This is a genomic window from Marinobacter denitrificans (genome assembly GCF_008795955.1).
Taxonomy (GTDB): domain Bacteria; phylum Pseudomonadota; class Gammaproteobacteria; order Pseudomonadales; family Oleiphilaceae; genus Marinobacter; species Marinobacter denitrificans.
In genome coordinates this window covers 474,763-493,569 of the sequence record NZ_VMHN01000002.1, presented here as the reverse complement: position 1 = coordinate 493,569, position 18,807 = coordinate 474,763, and the positions used below count along the sequence as shown (strand labels likewise).

The 18,807-nt window shown below is 58.0% G+C and carries 16 protein-coding genes; 2 read left to right on the top strand and 14 right to left on the bottom strand.

Annotated features, from left to right (window positions below):
• Positions 1-62: 62 nt before the first annotated feature.
• Both FO268_RS10185 and FO268_RS10180 read right to left on the bottom strand, forming a co-directional pair.
• Positions 63-1,550 (bottom strand): DUF3336 domain-containing protein, encoded by a 1,488-nt coding sequence (locus FO268_RS10185; protein ID WP_225316594.1) that lies wholly within the window; start codon positions 1,548-1,550, stop codon positions 63-65.
• Positions 1,551-1,586: 36 nt separating this feature from the next.
• Positions 1,587-2,378, bottom strand: a complete 792-nt coding sequence (locus tag FO268_RS10180) for an MlaA family lipoprotein (protein WP_150992556.1) — start codon at positions 2,376-2,378, stop codon at positions 1,587-1,589.
• Between the two features lie 36 nt (positions 2,379-2,414).
• Here FO268_RS10180 and FO268_RS10175 point away from each other — a divergent pair, with 36 nt between their 5' ends.
• A complete protein-coding gene (locus tag FO268_RS10175) occupies positions 2,415-2,822 on the top strand; it encodes an acyl-CoA thioesterase (RefSeq protein WP_150992554.1) in 408 nt (135 codons plus the stop codon).
• A gap of 26 nt (positions 2,823-2,848) precedes the next feature.
• On the opposite strand, the gene FO268_RS10170 is transcribed toward FO268_RS10175, so the two are convergent.
• The 3 genes from FO268_RS10170 to FO268_RS10160 all read right to left on the bottom strand — a co-directional run bounded on the left by FO268_RS10170 (position 2,849) and on the right by FO268_RS10160 (position 9,668).
• Entirely contained in the window at positions 2,849-3,970 is a 1,122-nt protein-coding gene (locus FO268_RS10170) for a beta-ketoacyl-ACP synthase III (protein ID WP_150992552.1), read from the bottom strand.
• Between the two features lie 86 nt (positions 3,971-4,056).
• Entirely contained in the window at positions 4,057-7,983 is a 3,927-nt protein-coding gene (gene hrpA / locus FO268_RS10165) for an ATP-dependent RNA helicase HrpA (protein ID WP_191966939.1), read from the bottom strand.
• 8 nt (positions 7,984-7,991) lie between these two features.
• The gene (locus FO268_RS10160) at positions 7,992-9,668 is read right to left on the bottom strand and encodes a long-chain fatty acid--CoA ligase (protein WP_150992550.1); all 1,677 of its coding nucleotides are present in this window, start codon (positions 9,666-9,668) and stop codon (positions 7,992-7,994) included.
• Positions 9,669-9,876: 208 nt separating this feature from the next.
• Here FO268_RS10160 and FO268_RS10155 point away from each other — a divergent pair, with 208 nt between their 5' ends.
• Positions 9,877-10,362 carry a MaoC/PaaZ C-terminal domain-containing protein gene (locus tag FO268_RS10155; protein ID WP_150992548.1) on the top strand — a complete coding sequence of 162 codons (486 nt, stop codon included), beginning with the start codon at positions 9,877-9,879 and terminating at the stop codon, positions 10,360-10,362.
• Here FO268_RS10155 and FO268_RS10150 read toward each other — a convergent pair.
• The 9 genes from FO268_RS10150 to FO268_RS10110 form a co-directional block, all read right to left on the bottom strand.
• Positions 10,359-11,321 carry an AgmX/PglI C-terminal domain-containing protein gene (locus FO268_RS10150; RefSeq protein WP_150992546.1) on the bottom strand — a complete coding sequence of 321 codons (963 nt, stop codon included), beginning with the start codon at positions 11,319-11,321 and terminating at the stop codon, positions 10,359-10,361. The two genes, FO268_RS10155 and FO268_RS10150, sit on opposite strands and share 4 nt — an antisense overlap.
• Entirely contained in the window at positions 11,314-11,808 is a 495-nt protein-coding gene (locus tag FO268_RS10145; RefSeq protein ID WP_150992544.1) for an ExbD/TolR family protein, read from the bottom strand. Before FO268_RS10145 ends, FO268_RS10150 begins: the two co-directional genes overlap by 8 nt.
• Positions 11,805-12,320, bottom strand: coding sequence for an ExbD/TolR family protein (locus tag FO268_RS10140; protein ID WP_150992542.1), 516 nt, complete (start codon positions 12,318-12,320; stop codon positions 11,805-11,807). Before FO268_RS10140 ends, FO268_RS10145 begins: the two co-directional genes overlap by 4 nt.
• Positions 12,321-12,335: 15 nt before the next feature.
• Complete coding sequence (locus tag FO268_RS10135) at positions 12,336-12,986, bottom strand: MotA/TolQ/ExbB proton channel family protein (RefSeq protein ID WP_150992540.1); 651 nt, start codon at positions 12,984-12,986, stop codon at positions 12,336-12,338.
• A gap of 16 nt (positions 12,987-13,002) precedes the next feature.
• Positions 13,003-13,320, bottom strand: a complete 318-nt coding sequence (locus FO268_RS10130; protein WP_150992537.1) for a hypothetical protein — start codon at positions 13,318-13,320, stop codon at positions 13,003-13,005.
• The gene (locus tag FO268_RS10125) at positions 13,321-13,794 is read right to left on the bottom strand and encodes a tetratricopeptide repeat protein (RefSeq protein WP_225316591.1); all 474 of its coding nucleotides are present in this window, start codon (positions 13,792-13,794) and stop codon (positions 13,321-13,323) included.
• The gene (locus tag FO268_RS10120) at positions 13,781-16,576 is read right to left on the bottom strand and encodes a tetratricopeptide repeat protein (RefSeq protein WP_225316589.1); all 2,796 of its coding nucleotides are present in this window, start codon (positions 16,574-16,576) and stop codon (positions 13,781-13,783) included. The genes FO268_RS10125 and FO268_RS10120 overlap by 14 nt, the downstream gene beginning before the upstream one ends.
• A complete protein-coding gene (locus FO268_RS10115) occupies positions 16,573-18,159 on the bottom strand; it encodes a tetratricopeptide repeat protein (protein ID WP_150992535.1) in 1,587 nt (528 codons plus the stop codon). The genes FO268_RS10120 and FO268_RS10115 overlap by 4 nt, the downstream gene beginning before the upstream one ends.
• A 69-nt stretch (positions 18,160-18,228) precedes the next feature.
• Complete coding sequence (locus tag FO268_RS10110; RefSeq protein ID WP_225316587.1) at positions 18,229-18,798, bottom strand: AraC family transcriptional regulator; 570 nt, start codon at positions 18,796-18,798, stop codon at positions 18,229-18,231.
• Positions 18,799-18,807: the final 9 nt, after the last annotated feature.

Sequence of the window (18,807 nt, the reverse complement as noted above, 5' to 3'; positions counted from 1 at the left end):
AACCGCCACAGGGCTCCCCGGCTATCGCGGTATCATACCGCCCGGCTCCCCGGGCTGTCATCTCATGATGTGCCGGAATCCGCACTACTTACCAGTCTCAACTCGACAGTAGCGCGACGCTGCTCCGTCTTGAGCCTGCTAACGCAGCGCTCCAGCGTCTTGGAAATCCGGGCATGGGAGCGGATCATGGAGATCTTGGGCCAGGTCGCCCGCTCTCCCTGAAGGATCATCTCCCGCACCCACACCGGGTCGGGGTTGGCCAGCATGCGGCGATAATCCCGCAGCCGGTAGGCCGGCGATATCGTCACATCGCCGGAATACCGCTGCCCCATAATGGTGTGCATCTGGCCTGCCATCTGCCGCAGAATCTCAGGCCGAACCCGTTTGCGCAGGAAGTCAAAAATCCCCTGCCCATGAAACTGAATCTCCGATTTCAGCAGGTGCAGCGGTAAGTTGGCGAGACTGATTTTCTCGTCCCGGCCGCGACGGTTCAGAAACGGGACTACATGGGGATTGGTCTGGCTGACGATAGTGAAATTCACATCGTACAGGTGCATTAGCCGCTCAATCGGCAGGTCACTGACCACGGAGCCATCCACAAACTTCAGACGGGGCATGTAGGGCAGGATATTACCCTCGATGTCTTTCTTCATCAGCGGCACTGGCGGAAAAATACCCGGCACAGCCGCACTGGCCAGCACCGCGCTCCACACCAGCAGATACGGAGATGTATAACCGCACAACAGGCGGGCCTTCTGATGAGCCTGAACGGGAGAAACGCTCACATTGATCGAACGACCACTTTTCTGGAAGGCTTCCTCAAAGGTGTATTCACCGATATTTGCCCGCAGACAGCGCTTCAGCTGTTCCTGGTCCATAAGGCCGTCGCCACTTATAGCACTTACGAGGCCCCGCCATTTCCAGGCCTTGAGATCGTGGTTCTCCGGCACCAGCATTTCCGGCACTTCGGCATCGCTGTGAACACCCAGTATTCCAGCAATAATGGCACCGATACTGGAGCCGGCAATCACCTGGGGCAACAGCCCCTTTTCCCAGAGCGCCTTGATCACCCCGAAATGAAACATGCCCAGGGTTGCCCCACCGCTTAACAGCAACGCGGGTCGCCCGTAACTCGTAAGCGTATCGCGGAAGAACTGCAGCTTGTCAGCAACCGGGAAGCCCGGGACTGTGGTGTCACATAGAAAATCCAGCGACTCGCACACCTGCGTAATGTATTCCTCAATGAGATGCTTGGTGCCCACGTGGGAGCGGGTGTAAAGGGCGGTGTTGCCCATGTTACCCAGATCGTGGTGCAAACCCTCCCTCAAGGCACGTTTCAGGCGCTCGAAGTCGTTCTGCTGGCGATAATTGCGAAGGTTGCTGAGACGGTCGTAGATCAGTTCATAGTGGTACTGGTCGGAGGCAAAGTCTTCCTTCCACTCGACATTGCCTTCCAGAAAATCCAGCTCCAGGGCAGCTGCCTTCCAAACCTCGTAGTTAGGGGCCTCCGCCATCATCTTGCGGAACTTGCGGATACGGTCATCGACCATCAGGTTAACCTCCCTTGTTCCTGCTTCACCCTTCCGTCAGAAGTCCTCCAGCATCAGATCCTCGTCATCATCGCTGGCAAACGGATCATTCACTGTCCGTCCATCGTTAATCAGATAGGCACGGCGCTGAAGGTAGGCGTTCCGTACAAATGTATAGTTATCACCCGACATGAACGCTTCGGCGGGGATCAGGTCGGCACGCTTGTCCACCACCTGCAATGCCCTGGCATAGTATACATCCGGGGTTTCCGCCAGATCCCAAGCTGACGGCAACACCAGGAAGTCCGTGGCAAAACCGCCGAAGTCCCGGGGGTTTGAGGGGCCCAGGAACGGAAGCATCAAATAGGGGCCGGACTCCATGCCCCAGTAGCCAAGTGTCTGGCCAAAATCCTCTGGCCGTTCCGGCAGCTCGAACATGGTGGCCACATCAATGAATCCGCCAAGCCCGAACACGGTGTTGTAGGTAAACCGTCCCGCGGCAACCACGGCCGCTTCGCCCTTGAGCTGGAAAATACTGTTGGCGAAGTTGCGGATTTCTGTAAGGTTATTAAAAAAGTTGGTTACCCCACGGTCGGCGAAACCCGGCATAATAGAGCGATAACCCTTGGCAATGGGCCTCAGAAACCAGTTATCAATGGTTTCGTTGAAACGGTACACCTTCCGGTTCCAGCCCTCGTAAGGATCGACCTCACTTGCCGGGGCCTCAAACGTTTGGTCAGCCATGTCCGGATTGGCCGGCTGGACAGTTTGCGCCTTCGCTATGCCTGCAAACAGGAGCAAGGCAAACAGGGCACCGAGTAAAGGGAGCCGAAAAAAAACGTGTCTCATCATCAGACCTGAGGTTGTTAAAAAAGGAGCATACCGATGTCAGTACCCGGAAATCTTGTCAGCACTCTTTCCATGCCGCTGCGATGGGGTGATATGGACGCCTACGGACACGCCAACAATACGGTCTATTTCCGCTTTTTCGAAGAAGCCCGCATCCTATGGCTGGCATCCCTTGAACTTGGCGCAGAAAATGACCCTGACGGCCCCATCATTATAAAGACCAGCGCCACCTTTCTGAAGGAGCTTTCGCATCCGGCAACGGTGGAAGTGAAAACATACGCTGACAAGGCAGGCAATTCCAGCCTCGACACCTATCATACCGTGACCGATGCCGAGAGCGGGGAGCTTTATGCGGAAGGTTACGCAAAGATTGTCTGGTTTGACCGCACCAATCGCACATCCATGGCCCTGCCGGACAAACTCAGGGCGCTAGCGGCCAGTTAACCGCAAGCGCCCTTCGTGGCCTTGTTCTATCGGCGGCGAACCACTACGCTGCCGATGGAATAGCCCGCACCAAACGAGCAAATAACACCCAGATCACCAGCGTTGAAATCATCCTTGTGTTTGTGGAAGGCAATGATGGAGCCCGCTGAGCTGGTGTTGGCGTATTCGTCCAGAATAACCGGCGCTTCTTCCGTAGTCGCTTCCCGCCCCAGAACCTTACGGGCGATCAGCTGATTCATGTTCAGGTTGGCCTGGTGAAGCCACATGCGCTTCAGATCATCCGGTGACAGCGACAGGCTGGAAAGCTGCTTGAGAATGGTTTCTGCCACCAGTGGCGAGACTTCCTTGAAGACCTTCCTGCCCTGCTGGACAAACAGTTTGTCCGGCTTGTTGATGCCGGATTTGTCGCCCCGGTTCAGGAAACCGAAGTTATTCCGAATGTTATTGGAGAACTTCGTTATCAGGCTGGTTCCCAGTATTTCGTAACCCTGGGTTTCGGCGACATCAGTATCCCGTTCGACCAGGATGGCAGTGCAGGCATCGCCGAAAATGAAGTGGCTGTCGCGGTCACGGAAGTTCAGGTGGCCGGAACAGATCTCCGGACTGACCACCAGTACTGCCCGCGCTGTGCCGTTCTCGACCGCATTCACTGCTGCCTGCAGGCCGAAAGTAGCTGAGCTACAGGCCACATTCATGTCGTAGGCAAAGCCCTCAATACCAAGGGCATCCTGAACTTCCACCGAAATAGCCGGGTACGGACGCTGCATATTGGAACAGGCCACGATAACGGCATCCACATCCGACGCAGACTTGCCGGCCTGTTTCAATGCCTCGTTGCACGCTGTCACTGACATTTCGCACTGTACCGAGGGTTCATCATTGCTCCGGTCCGGAATGTTGGGGCACATCCGCTCCGGGTCCAGAATGCCTTCCTTGTCGATAACATGACGGCGCTTGATGCCGGATGCCTTTTCAATAAACGCAGAAGAAGAAGGCTGAAGTGGCTCGACATCCCCGCTGGCGATGTCGTCGGCATGACGGGCATTGTGGAGTTCGACGAAGGCATTGAATGCCTCCACCAGCTCGTCGTTGGAAATGGTTGCTGGCGGTGTATACAACCCGGTCCCGCTGATAACGGCTCTAATCACGCTAACCCCACATCGTAGTTAAGAATGCACCAATATTGCCCAAATACTAACACAGTCTCAGAGTTTTGCCCGCGGCGACCATTGTCTTAGACGCGGGTTTTCTCCCACTGTCTGTCGAGGCGTTTCACCGAAACCGGCACTGCCGTACCAAGTTGCTGGGCAAAGAAAGACACCCGGAATTCTTCCAGCATCCACCGGTACAGCACCAACTCCGGGTCCCGCACGCCCTGACGTTGCTGTTCATCCCGTTTACTGGCGTAACGGGACCACAGTGGTTCCATGGTATGCAGAAACTCCCTTTCTCTGCCAAGCTCCCTGGGCATCTTTTCGTAACGGACGCTGGCCGCCTCGAAATAGCGGCCAAAATGGCCCAGCCACTCCGGCGGCGTGGCTACAAGAAAACCCGGATAAACAAGATTCTGGAGCTGAAACTTCAAGTCAGCCATGCTGTTGGCCAGCGCCAGGCTGATTTTGCCTTTGAGTTGCTTAATTATCCCATGATAGCCGGTCATGGCCTGATGTAGCCGCTCGTCCGCCCCCTCCAGGGCCGGCACAAACTCGGCCCGACCAGCATCGAACACCCGTTCAAATGAGGCGCTGTCACGGGGTATCTCCCCCGGAATGAAATGCTGCATGGCCGTGGCGAGTAACAGGTCGTCCAACAACACACGGGCCTTTCCCACCGGTGCAAACATCAGCGCAGAGGCTTTGAAGTGAGGTAGTTTACGGTCGATATCATCTAATCTGCTGCCCAGCCGTATCAGGATGAGCCTCGCCACCGCCTTGCGGGTAGCATCTTCCGCTGTGAGGCGATCCAGGAAACGGGTCTGGCGAACTGAATCGCCGTGATCTTCCAGCGCCGGGTAAACAGTTACCTCCATGCCGCCTTTCTCGGTTCTGACCGATTGCGCCAGTTCTCCGAAATCCCATCCTGTCGAAAGTCGTGCAGGTTCCTCCCCCGGCTGCGTTCGGGTAGCTGAGGACAACGCGGCTTCTGCCCGACCTTCGAGCTCACTTTGGAGTTTCTCCGTCTCCCTTCCCTCGGCGATGGGTTTGCCGGCGTCGTCCACAACCCGCAGGTTCATCCGCAGGTGCTTTGGCAGATCGTCCTGCGGCCAGGCATCCGGATCTATCCGTACGCCGGTCATTCGCCGAAGCTCCTCTCCCAGTTGCAGTGCAAGGGGTTCGTTGGAAGGCTGGAGATTTCCCAGTGCCGCCTCCACAAAGTCCGGTACCGGTACAAAGTTGCGCCGCAACGCCTTGGGCAATCCTTTGACCAGCGCAATACACTTCTCCCGCAGCAGGCCCGGCACCAGCCATTCAAGGCGTCTGGCCGGCAGTTGCTTCAGCGCCATCACCGGTGCCTGCAGGGTGACGCCGTCCCGTTCGCTGGTGGGCTCGAACTCGTAACTCAGCGGGTACCGCACACCCTCCCATTCCAGATAATCCGGGTACAGGTTGCCAGCCTGCTGATCCAGCGGGCGTTGGAGAATATCGGACTCCGTCAGCTCCATATTGCGGAGTTCGTCGGCACTGAGCTGCTTCCACCAGCTTTCAAAATGTCGACCACTGACAACGTCGGCCGGCAGGCGCTGGTCGTAGAAATCCACCAACACTTCGTCTTCCACGAGAAGATCCCGGCGGCGGGTCTTGCGCTCCAGGTTCTCGACGGTATCCAGCAACTCCCGATTACGGGCAATGAACGGCGCTTTGGACTGGTAATCCCCTTCCACCAGCGCATGACGGATAAACAGGTTGCGGCACTCGGCCGGATCTACCTTGCTGTAGGGAATCCGCCGCTTCGGAATAATATCGAGGCCGTAAAGGCTGACTTTTTCGTATCCCATCACCTGGGCGCGTTTCTGCTCCCAGTGGGGCTCGAAGTAATGATGCTTGACCACGTGGCCGGCAAGAGGCTCAATCCATTCAGGCTCGATTTTTGCCACCACGCGGGCAAAAACCCGGCTGGTTTCGACAATTTCAGCAGCCACAATCCACTTGGGACCGGATTTCGACACCTTGGAGCCGGGAAAAATCATCACCTTGCGATTGCGGGTTGCCAGGTATTCCTTTTTTTCCAGCTTGACGGCGACCTGCCCCAACAGCCCGGCCAATATGGCCTTGTGGAGAGCTTCGTAACTGGCGGTTTCCTTGTTCAGCCTGAGCTTCTGTTCGCGGCAGATCAGCGTGAGCTGGCGATGGATGTCACGCCATTCCCGCATCCGCATCCAGGAAAGGAAGCTTTTCTGGCACACCTTCTTGAGCTGGTTCTGGGACAGTTCCTGGCGTTGTTCCTCGTAGAAATTCCAGATATTCAGGAATGTCAGGAAGTCGGATTCCTTGTCGTTGAACGGCGCATGAGCCTGGTCGGCGGCCTGCTGTTTGTCCTGCGGCCGCTCCCTGGGGTCCTGGACACTGAGGCCGGCGATGATCACCAGGGTTTCCGCAAGACTGCCCTGTTCCGACGATGTGACCAGCATGCGGGCCAGACGGGGGTCCAGAGGCAAGCGCGCCATGGTACGGCCAAGACCGGTGACCCGACGCTTGTCGTCCACCGCCCCCAGTTCTTCCAGCAGTTTGTAGCCGTCATTGATCAGGCGGGCGTCCGGCGCCTCCAGGAACGGGAAATGTCGGATGTCCCCCAGCCCGGACGTGGTCATCTGCAGAATAACCGATGCCAGGTTGGTGCGAAGGATCTCCGGGTCCGTGTACTCCGGGCGGTTAATGAAATCCGTCTCGTCATACAGCCGGAAACAAATGCCCGGTGCCACGCGGCCACACCGCCCCGCGCGCTGGTTGGCACTGGCCTGCGATACCGGCTCAATAGGCAGGCGCTGGATCTTGGAGCGCACACTATAGCGGCTGATCCGCGCCATGCCCGTGTCAATCACATAACGGATACCCGGCACCGTCAGGGAGGTTTCCGCCACGTTAGTGGAAAGCACCATCCGCCGGCCACGATGGCTCTGGAATATCCGGTTCTGTTCCTGGTTGCTCAGGCGGGAATAGAGCGGCAACACCTCGGTATGGCGCAGGTCGGCGTGACGCAGGACTTTGCTCAGGCTACGGATTTCCCGCTCACCCGGGAGAAATACCAGCACATCGCCCGGCGGTTGTTTTTCCGCGCGCTCATGCTGCTCGATTTCCTCCATGGCCCGGAGCACACCGTCGGTCCATCCCTGGTCCCTATCATCCTCATCACCGGTCAGGGGGCGATAACGAATATCCACCGGAAAGGTACGGCCGCTGACCTCAATCACCGGCGCGTCATTGAAGAACTGGCTGAATCGCTCTACTTCGATGGTGGCAGAGGTGATAACCACCTTCAGGTCGGGGCGTTTCGGCAACAGCTGCCGCAGGTACCCCATCAGGAAATCGATGTTGAGGCTGCGTTCGTGGGCCTCGTCGATAATCAGGGTGTCGTAACGATCGAGAAAACGGTCGTGCTGGACTTCCGACAGCAGAATGCCATCAGTCATCACTTTCAGCCGCGACTGTTCGGAGGTGGTATCTGTGAAGCGCACCTGGTAGCCCACCTGGCCCCCGGGCTGCTCTCCCAATTCCTCGGCAATGCGGCCTGCGACCGTTCGGGCGGCAATCCGCCTGGGCTGGGTGTGCCCAATCAGCCCGCGGATGCCACGGCCGCTGTTCATACAAATTTTGGGGATCTGGGTAGTCTTGCCGGAACCGGTTTCCCCGGCGATGATGACTACCTGATTCTGTTCGATGGCCTGGCGAATATCATCGACGCGGTCCGATACCGGCAACGATGGTGGAAAGGTGGCAGGTTTATGCAGTGCCAGGCGCTCTCTGACCCTGGCCTGACCGCGGTCAAGCCATTGCGCCATTTTTTCGAGGTCCTTCTGCCCCGGGTGGCCTTTTTTACGGGCCACCAGCTTGCGAATACGGGCTGCTTCAATCTGATTGCAGGTGTCCAGCTGTTCCAGGACGGCCTTTACGGCCGCCCTGCTGTCTGGTGCATTCGCTGGCTGTTCGGGTGGGGCTTGGGTCATCGGGCCTTTTACTTGTTGTTGGCTTCGTCCCGGAGCTCACGGCGCAGGATCTTGCCAACGTTGGTTTTTGGCAGCTCGTCGCGGAATTCGAACGACTTGGGCACCTTGTAGGCAGTCAGGCGTTCCCGACAGAACTCTTTCAGTTCGTTCTCTGTAACACCTTCGGCGGTGGGTACCAGGAAGACCTTTACGGCTTCGCCGCTTTTGGCATCTTCTACGCCGACTGCGGCACATTCAACCACTTTTGGATGACCGCTCACAACATCTTCTATTTCATTCGGGAACACATTGAAGCCAGACACGATAATCATGTCCTTCTTGCGATCCACGATACGGATGTAACCATCTTCCTGAATCAGGGCGATATCGCCGGTTTTCAGGAAGCCATCATCAGTAAAGGACTTCTGGGTATCTTCCGGACGCTGCCAGTAGCCGCGCATCACCTGCGGGCCTTTCACACACAGCTCGCCAGGCTCGCCAATCGGAGTCTCGTTGCCGTCATCGTCAATGGTCTTGATTTCGGTACCCGGAATCGGCAGGCCGATGGTGCCGAGCTGAATGGCACTGTTGGGGTTGAAGGTAACCACAGGCGAGGTCTCGGTCATGCCGTAACCTTCACTGATTTCACAACCGGTCACACGCTGCCACATCTTGGCGGTGTCGCTGGTGAGAGCCATACCGCCGGAGGAGGTCAGCTTAAGGCCGCTGAAGTCCAGATCCTGGAACTCTTCGTTGTTACACAGCGCCACAAACAGGGTGTTCAGGCCCAGGAACGCGGTGAACTTGTGGTTCTTGAGCTCCTTCACAAAGCCCGGAATATCACGGGGGTTCGGAATAAGCACGTTATGGGCGCCGGCTTCCAGCATGATGCCGCAGTTCAGGGTAAACGAGTAGATATGGTAAAGCGGCAGCGGCGCGACCACCACTTCCTTACCCTCTTCTACGGTGTCTTCCATCATCGGGCGAACCTGCAACAGGTTTGCTACCAGGTTTCCATGGGTCAGCATGGCGCCCTTGGCAACACCCGTGGTGCCCCCGGTATACTGCAATACGGCGATATCGTCTTTCTTGCATTCGACCGGGGTGAACTTTTCCTTGCTGCCGGCGCTGAGCACCGCTGGCAGTTTGTGGGCCTGGGGGAGATTATAGGCAGGCACCATTTTCTTCAGGTGTTTTACGGCCGCGTTCATCAGCGTGCGCTTCAGGGGCGAGTGCATGTCTGCAACTTCGGTCACGATAACGTGCTCGATGCCTGTATGGGGGAGCACTTTTTCGGCGTTGTTGGCCATGTTGGCGAGTACGACAAGCGCTTTAGCGCCAGAATCGTTAAACTGGTGCTCCATCTCGCGGGTGGTATACAGTGGGTTGGTATTCACCACGATCAGGCCAGCGCGCATGGCACCAAAGACAACAACGGGGTACTGGGAGACATTGGGCATCTGAACCGCAATCCGGTCCCCGGGTTTCAGATCGGTCTTGTTCTGCAGCCAGGCGGCAAAATTACGGCTCTGGGTATCCAGATCGCGATAGGTGAGCGTAGCGCCAACAGCGCTGAAGGCAGGCCGGTCGGCGTACTTTTTCACCGCCTGATCAAATACGTCCACCATGCTGGTGTACTTGTCCAGGTTTACGTCGCGAGACACACCGGCGGGGTATTTATCCTGATAGAACTGCTCAAAATCCATCACCATCTCCTGTTAGGCGTTTGTGCTTATAATGTGTACCGATATCGGTTTGATCAAAAAATCAACCAGACAAAAGTATCAGCCTCGAAAAGTCGGGAGAGAATAGCAGTTTTGTGAACGATGAGGTAGTTTTCGAAACAGCACTGTAGCATTTACAACCAATAACCAGATTGGCTGTTTACCCACCAGGACCCTCGGCGGAGCCCATATGAGCGATACTCTCGATACGCTTGAAAACATTACCTACGAAGAACTTCAGGAAGGTGACTCAGCAACCTTTGTAAAGACGCTCACCGAAGATGAACTGGTGCTCTTTGCCGCAGTATCCGGTGATGTTAATCCGGTCCACCTGGATTCCGAATTCGCCGCCGAATCCACGTTCCGGGAGCGCATTGCCCATGGCATGTGGAGTGGATCATTGATATCCGCAGCCCTGGCCACCGTGATGCCCGGCCCGGGCACTATCTATCTGGAGCAGAGCCTGGCGTTCAAGCGCCCGGTAAAACTGGACGACACCCTCACCGTCCACCTGAAAGTGCTGGCCAAGGAACGAAAGAACCGCGTCACCCTGGCGTGCGATGTTCGTAATCAGAATGATGAGCAGGTAGTCACAGGCGAGGCGAAGGTGATCGCCCCCACCCAGAAAATGTCATTCAGCAAACCCCGCCTGCCCAAAATCACCATTGAGCGCTAGCCTGGCAGGAAATCGATGGGGAATCTCACTGTGCGGGTTTCCACATCGTCCTGACCAAAATTGAACAGGCGTACCCGTGTGGCGATACGCTGCTCCAGGTGATCATTGTCCAGCTCTGAACTCACCACCTCGCAGCGGGAGACGGAGCCATCGGGCTCGATCACCAGCTCCAGCATAACTTTGCCCTCCAGGGTCGGGTCCTGTCTCAATTCCCTGCGATAGAGCGAATACAGCGCAGTTTTCTGGGCATCAAACACCTGGCGGATGTTACTCATGGCGCGTTCACCCGGCCCTGCATCCTTCGCTGCTGCCGGCTCAGGCGCCGCTTCCTGCGCCATTTCGACCTCCCGGACTTCGTGGCCGGCAACGGCGACTTCCGCTTCCGGGGCCAATTCACGGCTTACACCGCCACTGCCAGCCAGAGCTGAAGCCCTGTCAGCTTCAGCCGCGAACAGCTCGCTGGAATCGGAGGCACCGGCAGCATCGACATTTGCAGAAAGAGTTTCCACCCTGTCCTGTTCCGGCGCACGCATACTTGCTAGCTGATCCTTCATGGCCAGGAGCCCTGAACGCGACGCGGTTTCGCGAGCCTGCTCCACGCTCTGTTCTGGCTCGGGCCGGTCAGGCGCCGGTGATGGCGTTTCTTCGACGGTCTCGGCAACCGGCGGGGCTGGGGCTTGCGGCTCCGGCGCGGCAGGCTCTTCGGGTTCTGGTTCTGGCTCCGGTTCTGGCAGAACGACCGGCTTCGGAGGCTCTGGCTGCTCTACCATACGCGCCAACTGGGGCGGTATCGTTTCAGCCTCACTGCGATCCGGCTCCGGAAGATCCAGGGTCGGAATGAGTAATGCCGGGGGGAGAAACACCGCAAGCATGACGACAAGGGCCAGCACAAACCGGCGGCGTTCCCCCTTCTCCGCACCCCAGGGCAACCCGGAAGACAGATTCTGTCGGTCAGCCACTGGTTACCTCCCCGGCTGACTCCACGGCCAGCCGTACCTGGCGGAAATCTTCATCGATACAGGTCTGCATGATCTTTCGCAGCAGCCGGTAGTCAGTCGTGCGCCCAGCCATAATAGTCACTTCGTGACCCTGCTCTGGCACATCTCCCCTGCGGTCCCTGACCCATGCAAGTTCTTCCGCCAGCCCGCCGATCGTCCTGTCGCCGGTCTCGATACTGTCCAGCCGCGCCACTTCACGACCCTGAACCAGAATAGACTGGCCAATCACCTGCACCATCATGGATTCCACAGCGTCATTCTTGGCGGTGGACTCTGGAAGCGACACCTCGGCCGTATTCTGCATTACTTTCACATCGGAAGAGTTCACCATCAGAAAGAACACCAGAATGGTGAAGATATCCATCAGGGATACCAGATTGAGGCCACCAGGCCGGTGCATGCGCCGGTAGTGTCTCTGCATTCGGCGGGCGCGGCGAGATGTTTTCATGCACCCTCCCCTGTGCCCGTCAGCATCCGGTCTTCCGGTGCGTCGGCCAGGGCAACGTCGGGAAACAGTTCCCCTTCGACCACACTGGCGGCCACCACGGCAGGGTAGGAACGAAGGGTATCCATGGTGGTGACGAGTGTCTGATAGTCAACATCGGGGCCGACCTCAAGGACGATATCGGTCTTGTCAGGAACCCGTTCCTTGATCTGTTTCAGGGTTTCCCGCAGGCCGTCGAAATCCTGCTCTCCCTCAACCAGCGGTAGGGTCCGAATTACACCGCGCTCACTGTCCAGCACTTCCAGACCCTCCGGAATCAGGGCGACCACAAGCCGCAGCTCCTCAGCCTCCGGTGCCTCTCCAGCTTCCATGCCGGGGAAGTTCAGTTCAATCATGCGGATCTGGCTGAACACCATGCCCAACAAAAGAACCGGCACCAGCACGATCATCAGATTCAGGAACGGCGTAATGTCCAGTTCCGGGTTGCTGGCAAGCCTGCGATGCTTTCGTCTCATACTGCGAACCCCAGCTCAGGCGGCGGACTGTCGTGGTGAAGACTGCTCGGAAATGATGTTCAATAGCTTCACGCCGGCCATTTCGAAACTGTCGACTATTTCATTGGTACGGGTCTGGAGCAACGCGTGGAACATCAGTAACGGAATGGCGGACATCAGCCCGAAGGCGGTGGTATTCATCGCAACGGAAATGCTTTCCGACAACAGCGATGCCTTCTGTGACGGGTCTGCCGCGGCCACCGCCGTGAATGCGGCAATCAGGCCGATGATGGTACCAAGCAGCCCCAGCAGGGTGGCGACGTTGGCAAGGGTCGCAAGGTACTGGGTGCGCTTTTCCAGCCTGGGCAGTACTTCCATCAGCCCCTCTTCCATGGCGTATTCCACATCTTCGCGAGGGTGATTGTTCAGGAGCCTGCCGATACCGGCACTCATAATGGACGCGATGGCGCTGTCGGAACTGCTGGCCGCTTTCATGGCACGCTGGTAGTCCCGCTTTCGCAAGAGCGGCAGGATGCCTTTCTCGAACGCCACCCGGTTCCGGCGACGCACCGACGCCAGATATACAAACCGCTCAATCGTGATGGCCAGGCCCACGGCCAACACCATGGCGATCGGATACATGAAGGGGCCACCTTCCTGAAAAAAACGAACAACAGTTTCCAGCATATTCAGACTCCCGTTTTCACTGCAGGGACAGGATGGAATCCAGTGATGGATTCAGCGTTTCACGAAATCTCCGGTGACGCTCCAGCGTCAACGGATCCTTGGGTTCAAGCAATTCTTCATTACCGGCCTCCAGCTCCGCCCGGGTGCGGCGCGGGAGGGTCGGTGGCTGCCAGGGCAGAATGTAGAGCACTGCCGGGTCATCGTCCCCGGTGTGCCGGGTAATGCCCTCCACCGCAAGCGCTACGGTTTCACTTTCCGTCGCCAGAGCCTTTGGTGAGATGGCTGCCAGCAGCCCGATCAGCCCGGTAACGGTTATCAGGACGGTTTTGCTCATCTATTCGACCCTCCTTTCCAGGTCCGCAATCCAGCCGGCCACCTGTTTACCTTCGGCTTTGGAAAGATCCTTATAAATCCGGTAGTGACGTAAGGCGGTATCCAGGTCGAGCAGATAAAGCTCGGAGATAACCGCCAGGTTGTAATGCAGCTCTTCCGTATCCGGCGAATGTTCCAGGCCTTTTTTAAGTATCGATACGGCCTCAGCGAAACGCCCCTGTTCCCGCAACAGCAAGGCCAGGTTGTTCGCCGTCATGGCATTGCCCGGGTCCAGGCTGAAAGCCTGGCGGTACTGATCCAGTGCACTGTCGGTGTTGCCCTGTTGCTGCGCCTGCCATGCCTCGCGAACCAGATTTCCTGCCTCGGCGCTGTTATCCTCCGCCGGGAGAGGCTCGGGCGTACTGGCACATCCGGTGACAAGCACAACAAGACACGACATCACCACCAGGGAGCGAAGCACATCAGGCACCATCATTGGGCTCCTCATTCCATGTCATCCATCGAACGTCCCGCTCATAGCGGCCGGGAAACAGTTTTGCCAGCACCTGAAGACTTTGCTCGACCCAATGATCGAACACACCGTCCGCCACCCGCTGATGGTTCCTGGCATGCAGCTTGATGGCTTTCTCTTCAAACGGATAAGCCTCTTCCTCCAGCAGCATCTGATACTGCATCGTCTCGAGCTCGTTCAGTTCTGAAGGCGCTTCTGAGGCCATCAGGTCGTCTGCCATTACCCGGTAGAGTTCAGCCCGCCGATACAGAATTTCCGAGCCCAGGGCGTCACCATCAAGCTGTTCAGCCTGCGACAGGCGCGACCGGGCTGCCTCCAGGGCCTGCTGTTTTTTCTCGAGCGAGGGCCCCAGGGGATGTTGCAAAGCCACTTCTGCAAACCGCTCCGCTTCGCGTTCACCCAACACCATCGCGGCCCGTCCGGCCCAGGTGAGGGTATCCTCCGAGCGCCACTGGCTGGCCAGTTCCTGCTCAACCAGCTCGGCGCGATACCTGTATGGCTCAACACCACCCTCTACCAGGCGCTGGCGCATTGTTTGATTGCGTAGGTGGGTGTCAGCATCGGATAGGGTAAGAGCGACTGCATCACTGTTCAGCCATGCCACATAAATGCGGTTGCGCCGTTCAAAGGCACTGGCCTGATGATACAGCTCGGCTGCTCTGAGCTGACGCTCCCACGATGGTGACTCGCCCCCTCTCTCTGTCATTAGTTCGTCTGCGGCCCGAACGGGTTGCTCTGATGACTGGTAGGCAAATACCAGCTTTTCACTGACGGTGTTGGAAAGCTCATGTTGCGGATAGTCGGCACGGAAACGATTTAGCTCATTGACCGCCGCCTGCCATTGCTGCGCTTTTAGCAACGTATTGGCCGCGTCGTAACGGCCCTTGATGGCAATATCAGAGCCCGGGAGCACTGACTCCACCCGCTGATAATGGGCAACAGCCTGATCTGTTTTGCCCTCTGTGGCAGCCTGCTCGCCCTGATAGTAGATACTGCTTGCCAGTTGGCGCTGGAGACTTTGGCTGTCTTCGCCCTGTCTGTCATACAATTCACGGGATTCCAGTAACGCCAAAGACTCGCGCCAGGCGTTTTCAGCCAAACCAAACGACTCACTGGCAACGTATGCGTTTCCGGAAACCAGCCAGGCACTGTACCGTTCCTGAACATTGGCCGCCGGATGGGCAATGGCGGCCTCAGCAAAGCGCAATGCGTCGGCCTGACGATTCTGCGCCTGCATCCGGTTGGCAACATCGGCGTGCAGTCCCGGTAGGCGTCGATCCTGAGGAAAGTTCGCGGCAAAACGGTCTGCTTCCTGCGCCAGATCGTCCAAGGTGGCAGCCAGTGCATAGCGGCTGTCAACGGCTCCGCGCTGAAGCACTACCGCAGCCCAGGCTGCATCGGAGGCACCGGAATAGTCACCCTTTTCATAAGCAGCATGCCGGAACGCGGTAAGTGCATCCTGATACTCTCCCGCCTGCAGGAACGCATCCCCGGAAAGCCTGAGGACTTCCCCTGGGTCGGTAATCCGTGACGCCAGCTGGCGGTAGTAGTCTGCGGCCAGCTGAAACTGTTGCTGCCTGAGGTGAGCCGGTGCTTCTTCCGCCTGGTCGTAATGGTAGTCTGCCAACAGGCGGCTGAAATCCTGCCAACGCTGACGGTCAGCCCCGGTAATCATCCGGTAGCGCTCGTCGTCCGCAAACGCGTTTACGTAGTGCGCCCGCGCTTCCCGCGCCTGATCTGACCGCCCGGCCATCAGCCAGACGTCCACGTTCTGGGCAAGGAATGCGGGGACTGCGGGGTGGTTCGGATGCTTTTCAACAAAGCGGCGGTTGACCGCCACACTCTCCTGGTATCTGGCCTTGCCGGCATAGTAGTCAGCGAGGCGATCATAAAGCAGATAGTCGTAGCCCTTGCCGCCAGCCCTGTTCAACCATTGAGCCAGTGACTCAGCCCCTCTGGCATCTGCGGCCATCAGCGCAACAATCCGGAAGGTGTCGTTGACCAACCCGGCCTCATTGGCAGGGATCTGGCGAAAGCTGTCGGTCTCATCACTGAAGCGATCCAGTACAGCGAGAAACGTTTCCCCGGCTCTTTCCCATGCGGAAGGGCCCTGTTTGTACTGGCTCCAGCCCTGCATGTATTGCGCCTTGGTTTTGAGACTTTCCGCCCCATCCCCTGAGATTACGCGGCTGTACTCAGACTCAGCCACGGCATAGTCGCCGGCCGAGAATGCCGATTCAGCAATGCGGAACCTTGCTTCCGGGACGAGGGACGAAGAGGGGTACAGGCCCACAAGCTGGCGCAGACGATCGATAGACTCTTCCCCCTGCCCGGTGTAGGCATGGGCTTTGGCCATCTGGTACAGCAACTCATCAAGCCGGCCCTGATAGGCCCCCCGGTCAAGAATGGACTCGTAGCTGTCCAGGGCCTGACGATATACCTGCTGTTCTCGCTCACTGCTGAAACTGACGTCCTGCTCAGTGACCTTCTGGATATTCGATAAACGGTTCAGTGCATCAATCCGTACTTCAGGCTCATCAGAGTTATCGAACAGCCGCTGGTAGCGCCGTGCCACTTCAGCGGGAGATATGGCGGGCATGGGGCGGGATTTAAACTCGAGAAACACCGGCCGCATATCGCCGATGGTTTCGCCATCGCGCCCCAGTTCTACCCGAAAAGACTCCTGGGCCATGGTGCTCTCGCCAGCCAGCAACAGGGTCAGACAAAGGTACGGCAGGCGTCTCACTGGTCACCCCGTTCAATGTTCTGCAGCGCGAGATATTCATAAAGATGAGCTATCTGCTGCTCGGAACGCTCAAGGGCAAAGGTCATGCGCTCGTCCTGATCTTCCACAAAGGCCAACGCCATCTCGTCGAGGGTCTTTTCCGCTTCCACCTGGAGTCGGGCGGCCCGGCTACGAACCCTTCGTACCCGCTCAAGGGCCTCATCCGTGCGGGAGAGCAGTTCGTTCAGGTGCCGGTCTCTCGCTGCCAGCCTCTGCTCCAGCTTCCCGAGAGACGCCTTCAGGTCCGCCAATGTATGCGCGGCGCCCCTTAACGCCTCCTGCCCGGGAACAGAGACGGCACGCTCCTTCAGCGCCGCAACGCGCGCGGTCAGTGCCTCGATTTCATCGTTAAAGCCAGCGATATGAGCGGGCGAAGCATTAGCAGACCCCAGACGTTCCCTGATCGCACGACGGAAGACGTCAAGGCCAACTTCACGCTGAGCAAACTGATAGTCAATCTCCTCCAGTTCCGCTACGCGCCTGACGGCTTCCTGCGCTCCGGGCTTTTCCATGAACCGCAGCAGGTAAGCGGTTCTTGGCTGGGTCAGTGTCCGGCTGTCTGCGAGGAACCACTCGGCGTTGGAATCCCTGGCATCCCTGACCAGGGCCTGGTAGGCGCCTTTATTGCGGATCTGGTCTGCCAGTTTTCGCAGGGTAACCCGCTCGCTCTCGAATGAGGCGTTGGCCGCCAGGTAGGCTTCCCCCGCCTGACCGAGATAGCCGGAAAGATCATACCCCCGCCCGGTCCCAAGCCAGGCGTTTGCCACGCCCGGGTAAGCCAGCGGGTATTTCCTGGCGCGATGCCAGGATTGCATTGCCGCCCTGTGGTTGCCGTTAGCGGATAACGCCAGACCATGAAGATACAGGCCCTGCGGTGTGCTGTAGCTTTCGAGAGGCACCTTTTCCAGAAAACGGATGGCCTTATCATAGTCCTCGTGCTTATGGGCCAGGTGCCCTGCCCGGACCAGAAGCCGGCTTTTCAGCTCCTCGCGGCGCCGGCTGTCGGAGTCTTCTTCAGTCATGGCCAACGCCACGCGCAATGCCACTAGTGCACGGGACGGATTCAGGTCCCGTTTGCCATACTCGGCAGCGATATTCATGTAACCCAGGGCTGACCAGTAACCTGGCTCCATGGAAGCGAGCAGTTGCCCGGCCCCGTCTGTTTCACCCGCCTCACGACGTATCTCTGCCAGCCGATACAGGGCCTGCTGGCGTACGTCACCATGGGAAAGCTCTGCCGCGGTTTCAAGATAGTTCCCCGCGATCTCCGGTTCACCCCTGCCTGTTGCCAGATCTGCCAGCAGCAGAGCGGCCTGGCCGCGATAGTATTGCCCTGCGACAAGTTGCTCAAGCAGCCCACGGGCCCTATCGCCACTACCGGTTGCGATCATCGCTCTGGCGCGGACAAGCTGGCCCTCTTCGGTGGGCAAATTATGGGTGTAGCGCAATGCCGCGGCCGGGTCTCCGGAGTCCAGGGCGAATTTTGCGAGTCCACCGATCAGTTCTTCCCCGGCATTACTCGCAGCATGGCCGTGCGTCGGCATACAGGCCAGCGCGACGAGAATAAAAGCATTGCATGTAACGAGCCGAAGTCTCCGCACCATAATTCCGCCCTACTTCCATTCCTGAAACGAAACAACCGGTTCGAAGTCGGGCGCCCGGGCATCCAGTGTCATCTGGATACGGGATTCGCCGGGACGTTTGCGGAAATCGTGAGTGACTTCTCTGCGAACAAATCGCTCGTTTGCCGATCGGGCGGTGAGTACGGCTCTCAGCTGGTGGGCCCCATGGGGAAGGTTACCGAGGTAAAGTCGCTGAACGCCGCCGCGCTTCAGTGACGTGCGTTCCCGCTCGGTATAAAGATGGGAAGCCACTGGCATGTCATCGAGATACAGCTCCACTGTATCGAGCTCAAGCCCTTCCCGATCCTTGAGTGTCAGGAAAACTGCCACCTGTGTATCGGCGGGATAAAGCACGTCTTCTTCGAGCTCGTAAAGGGTCTGGCTGAGGTCCGCTACGTCGGCTTTCAGGCGATCTATCTCGGTGTCCAGCGTATCGGCGAGTAACCCTGGCGCTAAAAGGGCCAGGGTTAGGAACAATACCGCAGCCACGGCCACCGTGAGTCCGAATCTACGTCGAACCGGCTCTGTTACCTGCGCTATAACCTGCGTCCCGGCGATCATACGCGTTCT

Bases quoted from the DNA above. Each gene is read 5' to 3' on its own strand.
- FO268_RS10185 (WP_225316594.1), bottom strand. From the start codon at position 1,550: ATGGTCGATGACCGTATCCGCAAGTTCCGCAAGATGATGGCGGAGGCC.
- FO268_RS10155 (WP_150992548.1), top strand. From the start codon at position 9,877: ATGAGCGATACTCTCGATACGCTTGAAAACATTACCTACGAAGAACTT.
- FO268_RS10125 (WP_225316591.1), bottom strand. From the start codon at position 13,794: ATGATGGTGCCTGATGTGCTTCGCTCCCTGGTGGTGATGTCGTGTCTT.
- FO268_RS10115 (WP_150992535.1), bottom strand. From the start codon at position 18,159: ATGCCGACGCACGGCCATGCTGCGAGTAATGCCGGGGAAGAACTGATC.
- FO268_RS10140 (WP_150992542.1), bottom strand. From the start codon at position 12,320: ATGAGACGAAAGCATCGCAGGCTTGCCAGCAACCCGGAACTGGACATT.
- FO268_RS10130 (WP_150992537.1), bottom strand. From the start codon at position 13,320: ATGAGCAAAACCGTCCTGATAACCGTTACCGGGCTGATCGGGCTGCTG.
- FO268_RS10180 (WP_150992556.1), bottom strand. From the start codon at position 2,378: ATGAGACACGTTTTTTTTCGGCTCCCTTTACTCGGTGCCCTGTTTGCC.
- hrpA (WP_191966939.1), bottom strand. From the start codon at position 7,983: ATGACCCAAGCCCCACCCGAACAGCCAGCGAATGCACCAGACAGCAGG.
- FO268_RS10135 (WP_150992540.1), bottom strand. From the start codon at position 12,986: ATGCTGGAAACTGTTGTTCGTTTTTTTCAGGAAGGTGGCCCCTTCATG.
- FO268_RS10110 (WP_225316587.1), bottom strand. From the start codon at position 18,798: ATGATCGCCGGGACGCAGGTTATAGCGCAGGTAACAGAGCCGGTTCGA.
- FO268_RS10145 (WP_150992544.1), bottom strand. From the start codon at position 11,808: ATGAAAACATCTCGCCGCGCCCGCCGAATGCAGAGACACTACCGGCGC.
- FO268_RS10160 (WP_150992550.1), bottom strand. From the start codon at position 9,668: ATGGATTTTGAGCAGTTCTATCAGGATAAATACCCCGCCGGTGTGTCT.
- FO268_RS10175 (WP_150992554.1), top strand. From the start codon at position 2,415: ATGTCAGTACCCGGAAATCTTGTCAGCACTCTTTCCATGCCGCTGCGA.